General features: G+C 44.9%; 14 protein-coding genes. 12 read left to right on the top strand and 2 right to left on the bottom strand.

Features of this window, described 5'->3' with window-relative positions:
• Window positions 1–7 precede the first annotated feature (7 nt).
• A complete protein-coding gene (locus tag ACE1B6_RS03735) occupies window positions 8–1,360 on the bottom strand; it encodes an AAA-like domain-containing protein (RefSeq protein WP_413255892.1) in 1,353 nt (450 codons plus the stop codon).
• A 423-nt stretch (window positions 1,361–1,783) separates the two neighbouring features.
• On the opposite strand from ACE1B6_RS03735, the gene ACE1B6_RS03730 reads away from it, so the two are divergent.
• From ACE1B6_RS03730 to ACE1B6_RS03680, 11 genes are all read left to right on the top strand, one after another.
• The gene (locus ACE1B6_RS03730; protein ID WP_413255891.1) at window positions 1,784–1,909 is read left to right on the top strand and encodes a hypothetical protein; all 126 of its coding nucleotides are present in this window, start codon (window positions 1,784–1,786) and stop codon (window positions 1,907–1,909) included.
• Window positions 1,910–1,933: 24 nt separating this feature from the next.
• Window positions 1,934–3,199 carry a PrsW family intramembrane metalloprotease gene (locus ACE1B6_RS03725; protein WP_413255890.1) on the top strand — a complete coding sequence of 422 codons (1,266 nt, stop codon included), beginning with the start codon at window positions 1,934–1,936 and terminating at the stop codon, window positions 3,197–3,199.
• A gap of 169 nt (window positions 3,200–3,368) precedes the next feature.
• The gene (locus ACE1B6_RS03720; protein ID WP_413255889.1) at window positions 3,369–4,181 is read left to right on the top strand and encodes a hypothetical protein; all 813 of its coding nucleotides are present in this window, start codon (window positions 3,369–3,371) and stop codon (window positions 4,179–4,181) included.
• 477 nt (window positions 4,182–4,658) lie between these two features.
• On the top strand, window positions 4,659–5,294 hold the full coding sequence (locus tag ACE1B6_RS03715; RefSeq protein ID WP_413255888.1) for a hypothetical protein: 636 nt from the start codon (window positions 4,659–4,661) through the stop codon (window positions 5,292–5,294).
• 148 nt (window positions 5,295–5,442) lie between these two features.
• Window positions 5,443–9,744, top strand: a complete 4,302-nt coding sequence (locus ACE1B6_RS03710) for a beta strand repeat-containing protein (protein WP_413255887.1) — start codon at window positions 5,443–5,445, stop codon at window positions 9,742–9,744.
• 106 nt (window positions 9,745–9,850) lie between these two features.
• On the top strand, window positions 9,851–10,087 hold the full coding sequence (locus ACE1B6_RS03705; RefSeq protein ID WP_413255886.1) for a CsbD family protein: 237 nt from the start codon (window positions 9,851–9,853) through the stop codon (window positions 10,085–10,087).
• Between the two features lie 190 nt (window positions 10,088–10,277).
• Window positions 10,278–11,558: a PrsW family intramembrane metalloprotease gene (locus tag ACE1B6_RS03700; RefSeq protein WP_413255885.1), complete on the top strand. Its 1,281-nt coding sequence runs from the start codon at window positions 10,278–10,280 to the stop codon at window positions 11,556–11,558.
• A gap of 112 nt (window positions 11,559–11,670) precedes the next feature.
• Window positions 11,671–12,096 (top strand): hypothetical protein, encoded by a 426-nt coding sequence (locus tag ACE1B6_RS03695; protein ID WP_413255884.1) that lies wholly within the window; start codon window positions 11,671–11,673, stop codon window positions 12,094–12,096.
• Entirely contained in the window at window positions 12,086–13,258 is a 1,173-nt protein-coding gene (locus tag ACE1B6_RS03690; protein ID WP_413255883.1) for a lipase family protein, read from the top strand. The genes ACE1B6_RS03695 and ACE1B6_RS03690 overlap by 11 nt, the downstream gene beginning before the upstream one ends.
• A gap of 51 nt (window positions 13,259–13,309) precedes the next feature.
• Window positions 13,310–14,839 carry an alpha/beta fold hydrolase gene (locus tag ACE1B6_RS03685; protein WP_413255882.1) on the top strand — a complete coding sequence of 510 codons (1,530 nt, stop codon included), beginning with the start codon at window positions 13,310–13,312 and terminating at the stop codon, window positions 14,837–14,839.
• 95 nt (window positions 14,840–14,934) lie between these two features.
• A complete protein-coding gene (locus ACE1B6_RS03680; protein ID WP_413255881.1) occupies window positions 14,935–15,417 on the top strand; it encodes a hypothetical protein in 483 nt (160 codons plus the stop codon).
• Window positions 15,418–15,633: 216 nt separating this feature from the next.
• On the opposite strand, the gene ACE1B6_RS03675 is transcribed toward ACE1B6_RS03680, so the two are convergent.
• Window positions 15,634–17,193: a zinc ribbon domain-containing protein gene (locus tag ACE1B6_RS03675; protein WP_413255880.1), complete on the bottom strand. Its 1,560-nt coding sequence runs from the start codon at window positions 17,191–17,193 to the stop codon at window positions 15,634–15,636.
• Window positions 17,194–17,282: 89 nt separating this feature from the next.
• On the opposite strand from ACE1B6_RS03675, the gene ACE1B6_RS03670 reads away from it, so the two are divergent.
• A complete protein-coding gene (locus ACE1B6_RS03670) occupies window positions 17,283–19,091 on the top strand; it encodes a mechanosensitive ion channel family protein (protein ID WP_413255879.1) in 1,809 nt (602 codons plus the stop codon).
• The last annotated feature ends 32 nt before the right edge of the window (window positions 19,092–19,123 follow it).

The raw sequence follows: 19,123 nt of genomic DNA, 5'->3' as shown, positions 1-19,123 counted from the left end.
AACAACTCTAATTAAACAAATAAGCTTGAAAAAACGATCGATAAAGTTCGCAACTCAACTCCCATCCATTTGGATTAGGCTTAATCAATCCCATTCCTTCTAATTTATAAGCGAGAATCGAGTCAATAGCAATTGCAGTTTCTCCATTCGCCAAAAGTTTTAAACAATCAATCCATTGAGAATTTTGGTTAATTTGTGCCAGCATCCTTTGTAAAGGATTGTGATAAATTCCTTTCAGGCTACAAGCAGATTCTAATAGTTCATTTAATGTCATCCCCTGTTGTAAATGATAGAGGGCAATTGCCACTAGAGAAGGATTACCACCAGTCAAGGAAAGGACGCTTTTGCAGTTATCTACATCATTATCGATCGCACCATAAACACTAGCCAAACTCTCGACCTGTTCTATATTAAACTCCGGTAACGGTACAGGCAACCCAATATTAAAAGGTGATTGATTAATATCCAAAGGTAAATAAGCATCTGTGGAATAAGCAACTACCAACCGGAGTTTTTTCCAAACTGGATCTTGCTGTGCTTCTTCGTGCCACGATCGCAACAACGGTAACAGATTTTTTGCTGTATCATAACACTCAAAAATCCGTTCAACTTCGTTAATTACTAATACCAAAGGAGCGTCAAGTTGCGCCAGAATCGACTCCCGCATATACAAAGTCGTACTCAATTTACTTCCCAGTAGATCATCCCAATATTGATTAATGTTGGAATCTAATTTTAACTTGAGAGAAATTACCTTACAAAACCATTGCAAAAAAGTGTGAGTATTTGCTAAAGTTTCGCTATCTGCTTGTTGCAGATCGATCGCCACCGTCGCATATCCCAACTGATTACCATAATTGAGAATTCGCAATACCAAAGAACTTTTCCCAAATCCGCTAGGCGCTTTAATCCGAATCACACAACCTGGTTGTTGGATTTCTTGAAAAGTCCGATCGTCCACCCCAGAACGACTCACATAAAGGTTAGAATCAATTGGCACAGGCCCACTAGGATAACGTATTTGTGTAGTCGTAGGAAATGACTCCCTTTCTGTTATCAACTTACCATCTTCCGCCTCTTCACCCACCTGTTGAAGATCGCTTTCCCACAAATCTAAATTAAATGCGCTAAATAACAGGTGTAAAGTACGACGATCGACCCCCGTTTTTCCTGTCCATAATCGACTTAGTGTACTGGTTGAAATACCTGTGCGATCGCTCAACTCTTCCGCTGTAAACTGTTTCCCTTGATTATCTTCACATTCAACAACACGAATTGCTTGATTCAGACGACGCAAACCACTATTACTGAGTCCAACTCCCCGTTTCCGCTTCATTTGAGATTTATTTACTTGATTCATGGTCGTAATATTTTCTGGCTACCCTAAAAAATTAAATCAGTTAACCAAAACCTTAACTGGCTTAAATGATGGCTATTTTAGCAGAAAATAAATAAAATTCTAGATTAACATTTGTGTTCTCAACTTAAAAAAGTTGGCAGATACCTAAAATGACTTATCTGGGTTAAATTATCCAGATCGCTTAGCTTATTTGACCTTTCCAGCTTAAATAACAATCAAAAATTCTACTTATAAAAAATTAATTTATTATCTGACTTAAGTGAAAGAAAATATCAATTCCAAGCCAGATTTCTCACCTAGATTTTTAGAAATATTTCTATCTTTATTCACACTTCTTGCTATATTCTTAAAGCGATGAAATAAAAAATAATTCACTCCTAAGTCAGTGTACAAATAGCGTATTTCATGTTTATGGAGTAACTTGTGAAAGCCAACTTGAAAAACAAACTAATAGCATCTGCCAGTATTGGTTTAGCGATCGCCTCTCTAAGCCCAATCCTTCCCGCCCAAACCGATACCGTTCAAGCGTTATCCAAAAGCGATGAATAACTTTGAACAGCGATCGAGGTGCTTATGCCATTAACCAACCGAGCCCGAATCCTCTATGATTCACCGTTAAGTCACCCCCGCACGGCGATACCGATCGTTCTCTTTCTGGCAGTGCTGGTGATTATCAGTGCGCGAGTCCTGATTCGCAACTTTTTCGGCGGGATGACTCCTGCGGGTTTTCAAATCTTTTTCCTTAGTCTGGCAGGAACACTACTAATATCAATTATTCCTTTGGCAATTTTGTGGTTTTTAGATCGGCGCGAACCAGAATCAAAATGGCTTTACCTGATTGCCATTCTTTGGGGTGCCTTAATCGCAACTGCGTTGGCCTACCCAATTAACACCTGGATATTTGAAAATATTGCCAATCTGGTAAAAACAACCCCCATCCTTCAGACTATTTATGGTTCTGATGCCAAAACAATTATTGGCGCACCTTTAGCAGGTCCAATTGTCGAAGAAACCACCAAAGGATTAGGGATTTTGCTTTTATTCTGGCTTCTCAAATCCGAATTTGATGGAGTGCGGGATGGGTTTATTTACGGTGCGCTAGTAGGGATTGGCTTCAATCTGCTGGAAGCGCCGTTTTATGTGGCGAAAGGATTTATCGCTACAGGGGATGTGCCGCTGTATTTTCAAATGGCCGATCGCTTTGCCCTCTTTGGTTTAGCCGGACACGCACTGTATTCAGGTCTATTTGGCATGGGGCTTGGTTTAGCTCGCCAAACAACTCGTCAATTGCTGCGGTATGCGGCACCCGTAACTGCCTGGTTATTGGGTTTTGTAGGACACTTCCTCAATAATGCGATCGGTCTAATTCTTTTCTCAGTAGCCTATCTGGTGACAGGTAAATCGATCGCCACACAAGAATCTGCCAAACCAGCCGTTTCTGCGGTTGTTGAACCTTTTCTCAACCAGTGGTTTCAGCATAGTGCCATCAGAGCGATCGGCTTTTTCCCATTTTTTCTGATAGTGGGAGTAATGCTCTGGCAGAGCGGTAATTGGGAGTTGCAGGTGATTCGGGATGGGCTAGCAGATGAACAAGAACCAGTGATTACAAAAGAGGAATATGAGGGGGTGAAGGGCGATCGGCAATTTGCCACTCGTCGCATTCCAGGGTTGAATCGACGCACATCAAATGCGATCGTCCGGGCACAGAACGAACTAGCAATTCGTAAATGGCGCGTTAATCATGACGGAAAAGATGTAGAAACCGATCCTCTAGTCGCCTCCTGGCGCGAGGAGTTGGCGCGGTTGCGAGAGCGCATCAAGACTGCGGTTATTTCATGAAAAAACCATTAGTTCGAGCCATTTACGATCGCGCAGCATTGCCTAGTTGTAGGGTGCGTCAGAAGCCGAAATTTAGCGATCGAATCCAAAATTTTGCCATCTGACGCACCCTACTAAACGTAACTAGCAACTTGAGTTAGTATCACTTTTTTTTCGTGAGGAGTAACCAATGAAAATTAACTTGAACCAAAAATTGACCGCATTAGGAACTGTAGGATTAACCATTGCCACTTGGCTTTTACCCTTCGTTCCCACAGCTTCAGCCGAAACCCTTGCCAGAGCACAGGGACGTTGCAAACTAACCGAAGAAAGTTCTCAATATCCTAGATTTGACGGGTATTGTGTCATCAAACAAAAACAACAAGGCAGCACAATCATCTTCGTAGTTGAACTAGACGACGGATCTCAGTATCGGTTTTTTGGCCCAGATAGAGAATCGCTGCAAGTAGAAACCCACGATGAAGTCCACAACGTCCGCTTTAGAGATGAACCTGACAGAGGAGTATTTAGCTGGGAGGAAGATGGAGCCAGACACCGTTTATCTGTCAAGCTAGACAGTCAACATTCTCCCAACGTTTCCCACGATAGTAATCATGGCTCATCAGTAGGTGAAGTGGTTGCAGGTGCAGCGGTTGGGGCATTAATCGTCGGACTGATTAGCAGCAGTAATCATAATCGTTCCTCTTCCAGAAATAACTCAAATTCCAGAGATACCTCAAATTTCCGAAATACTTCAAACACCGCCCAAGTTCGCGTGGGTGAATCTGTATCAAACTTAGAAGATTTGGTAGGCGCAAGAGCCGGACAAGCTGAAAATACTTTGCGCGATCGCGGTTACGTTTGGGTGAAAGCAACTCAACAAGCAGACAGCGCCTATAGCAACTGGAGAGAAACCCGCACCGGAAACTGTGTCGCCATTAGAACCACCGATGGACGGTATGCAGCTATTGTTTATGCTCCCAAGGCAGATTGCGATCGCTAACCCCCAGAACCTTCAAGGTTAATAGATAAGGCATAGCATTAATCCCTTCTAACCCCCCGCTTCGATCCCCCCTAACCCCCCTTAATAAGGGGGGAACCGGATTCCCAGTCCCCCTTATCAAGGGGGCAACCAAATTCCAAGTCCCCCTTATCAAGGGGGGAACCGGATTCCAAGTCCCCCTTATTAAGGGGGATTTAGGGCGATCGAATTCCCAGTCCCCCTTATTAAGGGGGATTTAGGGGGATCGAATTCCCAGTCCCCCTTATTAAGGGGGATTTAGGGGGATCGAATTCCAAGTCCCCCTTATTAAGGGGGATTTAGGGCGATCGGATTCCCAGTCCCCCTTATTAAGGGGGATTTAGGGGGATCAGATTCCCAGTCCCCCTTAACAAGGGGGCAACCAAATTCCAAGTCCCCCTTATTAAGGGGGATTTAGGGGGATCTCCAAATTTGAAAACACACCCGTAAAAAATAACCATGAAAATCAAAACCATTGTCCTAGCATCTATTCTCTCCATCACATCCCTGGGCATCACCCTTGCTGCCAAAGCCGACACCGTAACCGCCCGTTGCGATGTTTACCCCAAAGGCGAAGATCGGGCCACTTCTACAGGCCCCTGTACCTTTTCCCAAAGACAAGGTTTTGTCAGCATTCAACTGCAAAATGGCAGACGCTACGAACTAACTCCAGTAGGCAATCAACCCAGTAACTATCGAGACCAAAATGGTCAACGCGCCTTTCGGGAATCAGGAGGATTAGGCGACAAAGGACAGATTTTTCGCCTTGCCAATCAATCAATCTACGTTTACTGGGATACCGCTTCTGGCAATGATAATCAGTCCAATCAATCTACATCCAGCAACTCTTCCCCCACACCAGTCACCGTCATCACCAGAAAAACTCCTAACCAAATCACTGTTCGGATCACCGAAGGAGAATTCAAATATTCAGGAGTACTTAGACGGACATCTGGCAGCACCTTTATTGGATCGGATGGACGAGTGCGAGTGATTTACGATCGCAAAGCCGCCAGAATCACCATCATCAACGTCGCCACCGGAGACGAATTCTACAACTACACATTCACCGATGTAGATGAAGGTCGTTTATAGAATCCGTAGGGTGAGTCAGACACTACATTTGCTTGGGAGAATCAGGATTTGAACTTCTGACGCACCTTACTCATCGTGATAACAATTCTTTTTTTTCACAGTAAAGTAAATTATTTCTGCAATTCTTCATTATTCAAAGGAGTTCACAATGACTGAAGTTATTTGGGCAAAAGGTTTCGGTAGTACTGGGCCCGATACAGGCAACGACATCGCCACCGACAGTAGCGGCAACCTCTACACCACAGGCAGTTTCTCTGGCAGCGTCACCTTCGGGACTACGACCCTGACTTCCCAGGGAAACCTTGATTCATACATCACCAAACAAGACAGTAGTGGCAATGTAATTTGGGCAAAAAGTGTCTCCTCTGGAACTACCAATATTGCCCAGGCTATAGTCACTGACAGTAGCGGTAACATCTACACCACAGGCAATTTCTCTGGCAGCGCCACCTTTGGGAGTGTTACCCTGACTTCCCAAGGTGGCACTGACATCTTCGTAACCAAACAAGACAGCAGTGGCAATTTTACTTGGGCGAAAAATTACGGGAGTAATGCTACCGATCAAGGCTTCAACATCACCACCGACAGTAGTGGCAACCTCTACGTCACAGGTATTTTGAGTGGCAGCGCTTACGTCACAGGAGGTACTTTGAGTGGCAACGATACTCCTGGGAGTACGAAACTAACTACCGTTGGTGGCGGTGACATCTTAGTAACTAAACTGGACAGCAATGGTAGTGTCGCTTGGGCGAAAAATTTTGGTTCTACCGCTACGGATCGAGGCTATAGCATCGCCACCGACAGTAGTGGCAACATCTACACCACAGGTTCTTTCACTGGCAACGCCACCTTTGGGAGTGTTACCCTGACTTCCCAAGGTGGCACTGACATCTTCGTAACCAAACAAGACAGCAATGGTAATGTCGCTTGGGCGAAAAATTTTGGTTCTATCACTAACGATACTAGCTATAGCATCGCTACTGACAGTAGTGGCAACCTCTACACCACAGGTAATTTCGCTGGCAACGCCACCTTTGGGAGTGTTACCCTGACTTCCCAAGGTGACAATGACATCTTCGTAGCTAAACTGGACAGCAGTGGCAATGTTGCTTGGGCAAAAAGTTTTGGTTCTATCGGTAGTGACGTAGGTGACAGCATCGCCACCGACAGTAGTGGTAATGTCTACACCACAGGTTTTTTCGCTGGCAGCGCCACCTTTGGGAGTGTTACCCTGACTTCCCAAGGAGCCAGTGACATCTTCGTAGCTAAACTAGACAGCAGTGGCAATGTGGTTTCGGCGATCGGTATGGGGGGTAGTGGTAACGATCAAAGCAGAAGTATCACCACCGACAATAGCGGCAATGCTTACATCACAGGCGGTTTCAATGGCAGCGCCAGTTTCGGAACTAAACTTCTAACTTCTCAAGGAACCAATGACATCTTCGTAGCCAAACTTAGTCTGTTACCTACTGTTACCCTTGGTCAAACTACAATTTCTAAAGAACAGGGTCATGTCAACGGTACCTTTACGATTACCTTAGACGAACCAGCACCTCAAGGCGGTCTAGTTGTCAACTATAACCTTGGCGGAACTGCTACCAATACCACTGATTACACCTTAGCTACAGGCACGAACATTACTGCGGTTACACCCACCAGTTTTACCATTGCTGCCGGACAAAAAACTGCCACTTTAAATGTTGTCCCGGTTGACGATACTTTAGTTGAGCCAACTGAAGCTGTCCAACTCACGTTAACCAGTGGTAGTAACTATAAGTTGGATACCTCAAAAAGTGGAGCGATCGTCCCTATTATCGATGATGATGTTCCCCCTACCGTTACTCCCACCATCTCGATTCTTCCTGGCATCAACCCCAGTGAAACAAACAGCAGCAAAGGCACCTTTCTCCTTACCCTAGACAACCCCGCCCCTTCAGGCGGTCTGACTATCAACTATGCTGTAGCTGGAACTGCTACCACCCCCGCTGACTACACTTTAGCCACAGGCAACAACATTACTGCTGTTACATCAAGTAGTTTTACCATTGCTGCCGGACAAACCAGCGCCACCATAGATATCAACCCCTTTGATGACAACATAGTTGACCCCAATGAAACCATCCAACTTACCTTAAGCAATGGAACTGGCTATACGGTTAGTGCTACTAAAAGTAACGCTTCTCTGACCATTGCTGATAATGATGTTACTTCCTCTACTAACCCAACTCTTCCTACTCTCCCTACTATCACTATTGCGCCTGGGACAAATCCTAGTGAAAGAGGTACGATCGACGGTACTTTTCAAATTACCTTAGACAACCCTGCCCCCGCTGGTGGTTTAACTATCAACTATAGTCTCGCCGGAACTGCTACTCGTACCACTGACTACACCCTCGCCACAGGCAACAACATCACCGCTGTTACCACTAACAGTTTTACCATTGCTGCCGGACAAACCACCGCTACCTTAAACGTTACTCCTGTTGACGATGCGGTGCAGGACCCGAATGAAACCGTCCAACTGACTTTAAATACTGGTACTAATTACAATGTCGGTGCTGTGAATAATGCCACTCTCACCATTGCCGATGATGTCCGCACTGTCAGTATTGCCCCAGGTACAAATGCCAACGAAAGCGGCACTCTCAACGGCACTTTTATCATTACTGTGGACAACCCCGCCCCCGCTGGTGGTCTAACTATTACTTATAAAGTGGGAGGAACTGCTACCGAAACCACTGATTTCACTCTCACACCAGGCCCTAACATTGCCAATATTGCGGCGAAAACTTTTACTATTGCCGCTGGACAAACCACTGCTACTATCAGTGTCAGTCCGGTTGACGATGCAGTATTTGACCCTAATGAAACTGTTCAACTGACTTTAGAAAAGAGCACTCAGGATAACTATTCCCTTGGCACTAATGCTCAAGCTAGTATCATCATTAACGATAATACACCGACTGTTAACGTTACCTCTCAAGGATATGCTTCCGAAAGAGGTTTGGTGAATGGCACTTTTATTATTACCTTAGATAACCCCGCCCCGGTAGGTGGTCTAACTATCAACTATGGTGTGACGGGAACTGCTACCCAGAACGTTGATTACAACTTAACCACAGGTAATAATATTACCAACTTAACTGCTAATAGTTTTACGATTGCGGCAGGACAAACTACTGCTATTTTAAATGTCGCCCCACTTACTGACTCTGTATTTGATCCCAATGAAACTGTTCAACTGGTTTTAAATAATGGTAATGGTTATAACCTTGGTAGTGCTGTTAATGCTAGTGTTGCGATCGCCGATCTAGAAGATTGTTTCTGTGATTATATTACGGTTCCCGATCTGAATAATTTGCCTGGTGTATCTATCAATTTAAATCCATTTGACGATCTCCTAGATGGTGATGATAACTCTAATTTTCTGGTGGGCAACTTTAGAAATGATGAGATTTTTGGTTTTGCTGCCAATGATTTTCTCCTTGGTGAAGGAGGTAATGATAATTTAGTTGGTGGAACCGGAAATGATGAAGTTTACGGTAGTACCGAAGAAGATTGGGTTGCTGGTGGTGAAGGCGACGATTTTCTCAATGGCAACCAAGATCAAGATTACGTTAATGGTAATGAAGGTAATGATACGGTACGCGGTGGTCAAGATACTGATTTCGTGCGTGGCGGTCAAGGTAATGATATGGTCTACGGCGATAAAGGCGATGACATTTTAGCTGGTGATAAAGGCGACGATACTGTATTTGGCAATGGTGCTGATAATTTATCAGGAAGTACCGATGATGATATTATCTTTGGCGGTGAAGGTAATGATTTGCTCTTTGGTAATACAGGTTTCGATTTGATTTTTGGTGAAGATGGGAATGATTCGATTTTTGGTGGTCTAGATATTGATCTTTTGTTTGGAAATACCGGGAACGATTTAGTTTTTGGCAATAAAGGTAATGATTTTCTTTGCGGTGGCGAAGGGAATGATACCCTAATTGGTGGGAATGGAAATGACCTTTCCGATCCTGATGTTGATGAAATTTGTGGTGGTGAAGGTGATGATTTAATTTCTGGGAATTTAGGGACAGATTGGCTGAGTGGTGATGCTGGTAATGATTCGATTTATGGGGGTAAAGGTGATGATACTTTAATTGGTGGAGATGATAATGATTTCCTCAGTGGCGATCTAGGTAATGATTCGATTTCTGGTGGTAATGGTAGCGATCGATTTGTGTTAGCTTCTGGCAAAGGTAGTGATGTAATTGTTGATTTCCAAGATGGGGTAGATTTCTTAGCTTTATCTGGTGGTTTAACTTTCCCACAACTAGCGTTTACCCAAAGTGGAAATAATACGATTATTACTCAGCTTGGTAGTAATGAATTGTTGGCAACTTTGAATGGAATTGCTGCTAATTTAATTACTCAGGCTGATTTTGTTTCTTTGCCTTAGTTTGGTACGTGGTTGCGCTTTAGCGAAGACAGCGCAACCACGTACTACTTGACATTTTTTCCTGGTTCATATAGCTTGATAATCAATTATATCTTGGAGAAAAATTATGAGCATTGAAGACAAAATCAAAGCGGCTGCTAAAGATGCCGAAGGCAAATTACAAGCAGCTGCGGGTGAGTTGACTGGGGATCAAAAAATGAAAGCGGAAGGAGAAGTAAAACAAGCGCAAGCGTCAGCAATGAATGCAGCAGCAGATGTTAAAGATAAAGCCCAAAATTTGCTGGATGGGATTAAGAATGCGGCTAGTGATGCGATCGATAAAGTCAAAGAAAAATTGGATTAATTGTAAACCAATTTTGACTGTTTTGAGTTAACAGCTTTGGGGGATTACTTAATTATAGTTAACTAATTCTTGAATTAGTCTATTGAGTGAGCTTAAAAATCCCCTTATTTGGCAACTTTATTAATCACTTATCCAGGTAAAAGAAGTTTTTGTCCAAAAAAACTTCTTGGTCTACTGATTAAATTATTCCATGAATAAAATAACATCTACTAAAATTACCCACATTCTCTACGGTTCGCCCTTGAGCCGTCCTAAAAATGCGATCTTTGCCATCATTGTTCTGGTTGTGCTGTTACTAGCCAGTACGTTTTCGTTATTCCGTGTCTACTTTTCGACCCTCTCCCCAGCGGCTGTTCAGGTTTACATTATTGGCTTGCTTGGGACGTTCCTGGTGACGCTGTTCCCCCTTGCCATTCTGTGGTTTCTCGATCGACGTGAACCAGAATCTCGCTGGCTTTATCTGATTGCCTTACTGTGGGGGGCGCTGATTTCCTCTGGAATTGCCTTTCCCACTAACAACGTTTTCTTCAAGAGTATAGGTGATTTTGTGGCGCTTCACCCTGATATCAAAGGCGTTTTGGGCGAAGATGCCGTGATGCTGCTGACGGCTCCAATTGCAGGGCCACTGGTGGAGGAAACAGCCAAAGGGCTGGGAGTTTTGCTTTTGTTCTGGCTATTCCGAAGTGAGTTTGATAATGTGCGCGACGGCTTCATTTATGGAGCATTGGTCGGCATTGGCTTTAATTTGCAGGAAACTCCGTTTTACATCACCAAAGAATTTATCAGCACAGGAGACATACCTCTGTATTATCAAATTGCCGATCGCCTTGCGATATTTGGGTTTGCGGGTCATCCCCTATTTACAGGATTGTTTGGTATGGGGCTGGGGTTAGCCCGTCAAACTACCCGTCGCTGGTTGCGCTATGCCGCTCCGGTGGGAGGCTGGCTGCTGGGGTTTTCGGCTCATTTCCTCAACAATATGATCGGGTTGACGATCGCACTAGTCATCTATTTTCAGACGGGCAAACCTGTGGCTGATACGCCCGCGACTGTCACCCCGGCTTTGGTGGCACCTTTCCTCAATCAGTGGGTACAGCATAGCGTTATAAAACTGGTGACTTATTTCCCGTTTTTCTTGATTGTGGGCGTGATGCTCTGGCAGAGCGGCATTTGGGAGCGAAACGTGATTCGAGAACAGCTTGCTGATGAACAAAACCCCGTGATTACGCCGGAAGAGTATGAAGCCGTGAAGAGCGATCGCATCTTCCAGACTCGCCGCATTCCGGGATACAATCGCCGCACTTCTACCGCCATTGTGAGAGCGCAGAATGAACTGGCATTTCGCAAATGGCGGGTGCAGCATCAGGGTCAGGATGTAGAAACCGATACCCTGGTGACATCCTGGCGAGAGGAATTGCTGCGTCTGCGTGATGCGAAAATGCTGAACCAGCCCAGTAGTCAAACAGTTTAGTGGAGAGGGTGTATGTTCACCGCAGTCCTAATACCAAATCCGGGTTAGCTAACCCCGTTATCCTTTTCTTCTTCTTTCTTCGTGTTCTTCGTGTCTTCGTGGTTCCCTCCAAATGGATCATCCCGCTAAAGTTAACTTAAAAGCCCGCAACTTAATTCTGGATTATGCGCTGGGTGCGGCGATCGTTGCTCTGCTGCCAATTCCCAACATTGGTTTATTGCAAGCGATCGTCCTGGTGCTGCTCAACGTTTTGCTGGTGATTGGGATTGCCCGCCTCTGGCAGTTCCAGAAAGGAGGCGGGCTCTTAGCCAGGGTTGGCATTCTGTTTGGGATCGCTGGCGCAGTTTTGATGGGGTTCCTGGTCTGGTTATTGACAGTGGCAGTGGGAGTCACTGTGCCGCTGATTGGGGCGTTAGCACCGGGAATGTTTGCCTTCTCTTATTTTTGGGGTGTGGGGCAAGCGGTCAATCATTTCTATGTCAGCAAATTGTCTTTCACCTCAGATCGTCCTCAATCTGGTAAGCAAGATGAGATTTAACCGCCGATTTTTACTCTGGTCTGGATTAGGCACTACGATCGCAGCAGTATTTGGGCGCGAACAGTTGCAGCAGCAAGCGTTGCAAGCCGAACAAACTAAATTGCGGCAATTGTACGATCCAACGCAACTGGTTGAATCTGCCTTTGGCGCTGACCTGACTGCAATTGAAGATTCGGTCGCTGTGCAACAGAGTGCTAAACTGCGATCGCCGACCGTTCCCTACAACCGCGAGTGGTCTAAGCTGTTGATTACTGGCAGCAAGCTCTGTACCCAGCAATATCTCAAGGGTAAATATGACGCGAATTATGACGGTAGGATTTCAACCTTACCACTCTATACAACAGGCTTTAAACCCTTTCGCCAACTTACATCCTTTAAAGCAGCCGAACGGGTAGAAGAGGCGATTCCCTTTGAAGTGCCGCTTGCAAATTTAGCAAACACTCCTGACAACCTGAATGAATTGGGCGATCGCGTTAACCAAACAAAAGATATCATTCAGAATCAAGTCAAGCAGGTGGTAAATTTGAAACAACAAATCCCGGTTTACTACGGGTTTTTGTTGTCTTCTCCCAAGATGAATATCCTGATGTTTCGAGGGACTCAGCGCCAACTGGAATGGTTAGAAAATATCCTGGCGATTCAAACAAACTACGTTCATCCAGTAAAGGGAACGGTCATTGGTAAAGTTCACTCCGGCATTTATAACTTTTATCAAACGCATTTAGCCGCAGCCGTCAAGAAAGCAGTTCAATCCTTAGATCCTAAGAAACCGCTGATAATTTCTGGACACAGTTTGGGGGCGGCTTTGACGACCTTTGCCGCGATCGATCTAGCTCTGATTTTCCCAGAGTTGCGACCCAGTATTCAGGTTTATGCCTACGCAGGTCCCCGGTTAGGCAACAAGGCTTTTGTGGAAGCCCACAGCCAGTTGCTTCCCAATCACTATCGCATCACCAATCTGGCAGACATGATTCCCATGCTGCCCCTGAGTAAACTACTCACGGATGACTTTGTGCATCTGGGAGAGTCATGGTCGTTTCTTTCCCAACAGGGCGACATTATGCCCAATCATTTTGTGGAAACTTATCGCCAAGCCATTGAGCAAGGAGCAGAAACCCGCTCAGATAAGGGCTTTGATAATTTACGAGTGCGTTTGTCGTAGAAAACTGGATTTGCGATCGGGTAAAGAGCGATGATTTTTTAGGAGCGATCGATGAAGTTTTCTCTAACACGGTTGGGTCAATTTACAGCCATTGTGGTGACGGCGATCGCCACCAGTGTTGCCGCCACAGCTAGCAACCGCAGTCCGTTTGGCCCTGCCTGGGAGCCAGCCAACTGCTCGACGTTTGGACTGGTGCCACTGGTCGCCGCCTTGTCAGACTGTGGCTATGTCACCGTGCCTGAGCACCACAGTCAGCCCAACGGTCGCACGATTCAACTGGCTGTCGTGCGGACTCGCAGCATTGGTGACAACCCGGCCCCAGACCCGCTGATGATGGAACAGGGTGGGCCGGGCGGTTCAACGATTGGATTATTCCCCAGCAAAATCGTACCTTTCACCAACGTTGGGACAGCGATTTTGCAGCAACGGGATATGGTGTTTGTGGAACAGCGCGGCACGCAATTTTCCCGTCCGGCGTTGACCTGTCCAGAGAGGGTTGATCACAACGTTGCGGTTGCCAAGGGTGAACTGGAATTTACTGATCCAGGCTGGATTACAGCCTGTCGCGATCGCCTCGCCGCTACGGGAGTAAACTTTAGTGCCTTCAATAGCATCGAAAATGCTGCTGATTTGTACGTTGTTGCCGAGGTTCTGGGTTACGAGCAGTTTAACTTTTATGGCGCTTCCTATGGGACGCTGCTGGGGCAGTATGTGCTGGCGCAAGCCGACCAGCACAAGGCAAAACTCCGTAGTGTGATTCTGGATGGAGTAGTCAGACCTGATGTTGACTTTAATTTGGGGAGTTCCTACTCCATCAGTCAGGCGCTCCGCAATGTGTTTGCCGCCTGCGCCCAGGATGCCCAATGCAACCAGACCTACCCCAACCTGGAAAGGGTTTTTTCGTCATTGATCGATCGCCTCAACCAGCACCCCATTCCTGCCAAACTCACCATTCCCAACACCCAAAAAACCTTTGACGTTTTGTTGGATGGCAAAGACCTTGCCTATGCCATTGTGCCTTACTTATACAGCACAGAAGACAGTCGTTTCCTGCCCCGCAACCTTTATCGGGCAGCAAACAGCAATGATTTTGCCTGGGCTGAGGAGAAGCTTTCGGCAGGGTTGGTAATGGATGAGGCCGAAGGTATGTATAGCGCAGTTCTCTGTGTTCGGGCTGCTTCTGTCACGGTCGATCCGGCCACGTTGTTTCCACCCCCCTATCCCCAACTTGCTTTTTTTGGTTCCCAGGAAAAAGCCCTCGTCGATCGCTCCTGTGAAGTACTCCAGGTCGAATTGGAGCCTCCCTTTGCCTACAAAAACACCGCGATTCCAACGCTGGTGTTTAACGGTCAATTTGACCCGGTTACGCCCGAAGTCTATGGCAAAGCCGTCGCTAGCAACCTGAAAAACTCCTACGTCTATACCTTTTCGGGTGTCGGTCACGTTTCTCTGGTGGCAAAAGCCAACACGACCGGTGCCGCCTGTGCCCAGGCGATCGCCCTCGCTTTTCTGACCAATCCCAACCGTCCACCTGACTCTCGCTGCCTTGCCGAGGTCAAACCTGTTTTTGAGTATGAATGAGGAAAAACGAGCAGAATTACCAGAAAGAGTCGCTGCTAAATAGACTCTAAGCCACTCAACAGGAACTGTACTGGACATAAAACCCTCTGAGAACTATGAACCCATCCCCTCTCCCATCTAACTACACGGATCTTGTTAACCTCTACGGGCAGCCAAGTCAGGCGGGATTTGGCAGTGCCGTGTTTGATGAAATCATTGAACCAGGAACAGATCTAGAACCTATTGCGTTGCGATATTATCAACACTTTGTCGGTAAGCTCTGGGAGCAGTTTGGCGCAGATGCCTGGATGAGTACCTGGAAACAGGTCTATGCCCGGACTGGCGGTGTCACGCCAGATATTGTGGCAGAACTGAGGGCGATCGCCGATCCAGCAGCGGCTCAGTTTGTCCCCGTCTTGCTGCTGGCAGACACTGACGATCGCACCAAAGCAGAGCAAGCATTGGCAGCCGTTTTTGATAATCCGCAGGTCAGTGACTTGAGGGTATATGCGATCGGTGATGGTGCCGCCCTATCCGGCTTGCTTGTGGCTGGATACCGTCCAAACGAAATCACGATTCTGATTTCTTTAATAGATTGAAGTTAGTAAGTTGGGTTGAAGCACGAAACCCAACCTCCGCAAGGGTTACGCTACGCTAACCCACCCTGCAATGAAATTATCCTTTCCTAACTGGAGATCGTCAATGGATACACAAACCGATTCCAAAATCCGCCTGTTACTACGCATCTTGCGTTTCCCGCTTACCCGCCTGCTGCTGCTATCCTACATCCTGTTCTACCTGAAACCACCCCACGCTTAGAAAGCGGGGGGTTCAAAATGTTTTGATGCCTCTACTTGGCTCTCCCGAATTGGTACAACATCCAAGTCCTGAGCATCAACATTTTGAACTTTTGCTGCGACTCGCTCCGACTCAGGGAATTTCCCAAAGGAAGAAGAAACTCGTCCTTCTAATCGCAAGTTAGTTTGGGTCGCCTGTCTCCAAGCCGCATACAGGAGCGGTTCCGCACCCAACCAAGCATTTTGTGCTTGATTCGCTTGAAGTAGTTCTTTTTCATCAACAAATTTGGCAAGAAACGCCGAATATAAATCTCTTTGACAATAGATTCCGCAATCACATTGATGGATTCTGTCAGAGAGATTTTTCTTTTTTACACTTCCACATTGATGACAAGTTTGCGACAATTTAGTTGTTTTAGTGGAGAATTCCATCACAAGAGCGTCAGCACTTTCAGCCTTACGCTTTAAACGTGAAACAAATTCCCCTGGCGCACGTTTCCCTACAGATTTTCCATAATTCTTTTGAAATGATTTGTAGGATAACTTTTCTAATTTAACGGTATTACCTAGAGCGAGAATTTCATTAACTAATTTGCCATGTAACGATTTTCGATGAGCCGCTAATTTTCGTTCTAGATTAGCTTTAGCTGTCCTAATTTTCTGATAATTACGGGAATTATTCCAAGTCTTACAACCTTTCTTAATTGTCCCTTTCTTCTTCTGCCCCCTTTTGTCAACAAAGTCAGGATTGTAGTTTTTTGGATTATTCACCCTTCTAGACCGCTCCATTTTTCTTTGTAGTTGACGAATCTTACTTGAATCCAACTTTAATTCGGATGCAAATAATGTTAGTTTCGCGGATTCATCACCAACAATAGCAATGGTAGATGGCCCAATATCCAACCCAACAGTCCCTTGACCAATTTGGTTTTTGGGTTTTTGAAAAGGCTTACCTTCACAAACCAATTGAGCGTAATAGAAGGTTTTACCATTAATCCGACGACGCACTAATCTGACATATTTAACTCGGCTCTTTAATCCATGAGTTATCACTGGGTCGTAGGTTGTTAGATATGGTTTTAACTGAAGATTACCCCAAACTAAAGTCTCGTTAACCCATCTAATCCCAGTTTTGTTTGTCTTGCCTTCTAAGGAATCCAGTTGGTTTTTGCCTTTAAATCGAACTTTCTTAGCTTGACCAAATGCCACCTTAATGGAAGCATTGAAAGCACGAGTTGCTAATTTTTGAGCGGTGTTCGAGTCAATATGTTTTTCAATCCAAGAATTGCGAATAACAGTGCAATAAGAATGCAGGTCGTATTCGCTATAGCCGTAAGCTTGATTTACTTCTTTAAAAGCTACTGTTCTTGCCTTGCTTTTTTTGATCGCTCTTGCTTCTTGGTATTTCTTGGATTGCTTAACCAACTTTTGTCGGCGCATTGCCTCACCTAAGCAGGCATTATAAAGTTGCCTGCCTGCTTCAAATCTAGACGACAAAACCCCAGCATCTTTGTTCGATACCACCAGGGGCATCTCAACAATAAATGATGGGGTTTTAGTTTGATTTTGGCGAGGCATTGACTTACTGATTAACTGATGCCACTATTATATGGAAAGCGAGTGAAAATTTGGTAATTCACAATAGACTAATTTGATTTTTTTTGCTCATGATTAGGCTCATATCTTATCGTTGGTTTCAAACAGTAATCCGCTATTTCTTGATTGGTGTATTCACATTTAGTTTGTGCATCGGCTGGACTGTTCCTGCTCAGAGTCAAATCCCTTCTTTACCAACAGCGGCTTCTAATAATCCAATGCAGCCTCCAGAGGGAGTTAGCCGGGTAGGGGAATTTGAAATTGCTAAAGTTAAGTCACCTCTGGACAATAAAATTTTGTTTGAAGTGACATCGCCAACGATTTGGAATCGGGAAAATGTACCAGAGGGACAACTTCCAGTTGAGACTAGGGCACAAGAAATTACCGATCGACTTTGGCGAGTTATTGGTCGAACTATAAAAGCAAAAGAAACGCCGATTGTTTCTACTGCGATACTCAATAATCGCCTGATTATTCAGATTAGTGACGATCAAACTTCCCGCCCAGTTCGATTAGTTACGGTGACAGAACCTGATGCTGATTATAGTGGCAAAACTTTGGAAGAGTTAGCCCAAGAATGGCAAAAGATTATTCAAGAGGAAATAGTTCGCATGAAGCAACTATTGTCCCCAGAAGTTTTGCGGGAACGTTTATGGCAAGCAACACAAATCTTGTTGGGACTTTTCATTACTAGTGCTGTAATTTGGCTGTTTTGGCGAATATTGAGTCGCCGGATAATAAGTTTGGAAGCTCGCTATCAAAAAGAATTGGAACTTGCTGCCGCAGCAGCGGAAAAAGCTCAGAAATCGCCGGATATCGCTGATGAGAATATGGAGGGAGAAGAGGCAGAAGCTAGGGAAATTGCCCATTTGCGATCGCAATTTCTCGCCAATATGCCACAGCAATTCACCGTGAAAAAACGCTTAGAATTTGACAAATTTCTCAAGTGGTTGCTGTTCTGGACTTTTATCTTAATGTGGTACATTGGGATTTCTTTCATTTTCTCCCAGATTCCAATTCTGATGCAATGGAGTCTAAATATCTGGGCAACACCATTAGTATTACTTTTAATTTGGTTTGTAATTAGTTTGGCGATTCGGATCTGTAGAAGTTCGATCGATCGCTTCGTTCATCCCTGGAAACTTAATCCAGCAATTTCTTGGGTAGAAGCTCAGCGGATTGCCCTGCGAACTAAAACAGTTTCGGGAGCTTTAAAAGGACTAATTACTTTTGTTTTGATAGTTCTGGGAATTATCTGGACGTTAAGTTTATTCAATGTTCCAACTAGTTCAATTTTGGCAGGTGGAGCGATAATTGGTTTGGCGATTTCTTTTGGTTCTCAAAGTTTGATTAAGGATCTCGTTAATGGTTGTCTAATTTTATTGGAAGATCAGTTTGCTGTGGGAGATGTGGTTCAAATTGGCGATCGAAGTGGATTAGTAGAAAATTTAAACTTGCGGGTAACTCAATTACGAAATTCCGAAGGAAAACTAATTACTATTTCTAACAGCAACATTATTGATGTGCAGAATTTAACTCGCCTTTGGTCACGAGTTGATTTTTCGATAATAGTAGCCTACGAAAATGACCCAGAAAAAGTGTTAAAAATTCTCAGAGAAGTCGGGCAAAAACTTTATAGCGAACGGGAGTGGCGTGATCGATTACCCGAACCACCAGAGGTTTTAGGAATTGATGATTTATCCCACACCGGAATGTTAGTCAGAGTTTGGATTAAAACTAAACCGATGGAACAATGGAGTGTAGGACGAGAATTTCGCTTGCGAGTTCGCCAAGCTTTTGCTGCAAATAATATTCAAATTGGTAGACCGCAATGGATTAGTTATAACACGCCTTTGGAGAAAGCTAATATTCAGAATTAGCCTCTATGCGTAGGGTGCGTCAGAAGTTCAAA

The organism is Floridaenema fluviatile BLCC-F154, assembly GCF_041929135.1.
GTDB lineage: Bacteria > Cyanobacteriota > Cyanobacteriia > Cyanobacteriales > Aerosakkonemataceae > Floridanema > Floridanema fluviatile.
Note: the sequence above shows the minus strand (reverse complement) of the source record. Positions and strands in the feature narration are given on the sequence as shown.

Coding starts and splice junctions, on each gene's coding strand:
- ACE1B6_RS03685 (WP_413255882.1), top strand. CDS start 13,310: ATGAAGTTTTCTCTAACACGGTTGGGTCAATTTACAGCCATTGTGGTG.
- ACE1B6_RS03670 (WP_413255879.1), top strand. CDS start 17,283: ATGATTAGGCTCATATCTTATCGTTGGTTTCAAACAGTAATCCGCTAT.
- ACE1B6_RS03690 (WP_413255883.1), top strand. CDS start 12,086: ATGAGATTTAACCGCCGATTTTTACTCTGGTCTGGATTAGGCACTACG.
- ACE1B6_RS03715 (WP_413255888.1), top strand. CDS start 4,659: ATGAAAATCAAAACCATTGTCCTAGCATCTATTCTCTCCATCACATCC.
- ACE1B6_RS03695 (WP_413255884.1), top strand. CDS start 11,671: ATGGATCATCCCGCTAAAGTTAACTTAAAAGCCCGCAACTTAATTCTG.
- ACE1B6_RS03680 (WP_413255881.1), top strand. CDS start 14,935: ATGAACCCATCCCCTCTCCCATCTAACTACACGGATCTTGTTAACCTC.
- ACE1B6_RS03720 (WP_413255889.1), top strand. CDS start 3,369: ATGAAAATTAACTTGAACCAAAAATTGACCGCATTAGGAACTGTAGGA.
- ACE1B6_RS03710 (WP_413255887.1), top strand. CDS start 5,443: ATGACTGAAGTTATTTGGGCAAAAGGTTTCGGTAGTACTGGGCCCGAT.
- ACE1B6_RS03705 (WP_413255886.1), top strand. CDS start 9,851: ATGAGCATTGAAGACAAAATCAAAGCGGCTGCTAAAGATGCCGAAGGC.
- ACE1B6_RS03735 (WP_413255892.1), bottom strand. CDS start 1,360: ATGAATCAAGTAAATAAATCTCAAATGAAGCGGAAACGGGGAGTTGGA.
- ACE1B6_RS03725 (WP_413255890.1), top strand. CDS start 1,934: ATGCCATTAACCAACCGAGCCCGAATCCTCTATGATTCACCGTTAAGT.
- ACE1B6_RS03700 (WP_413255885.1), top strand. CDS start 10,278: ATGAATAAAATAACATCTACTAAAATTACCCACATTCTCTACGGTTCG.
- ACE1B6_RS03675 (WP_413255880.1), bottom strand. CDS start 17,193: ATGCCTCGCCAAAATCAAACTAAAACCCCATCATTTATTGTTGAGATG.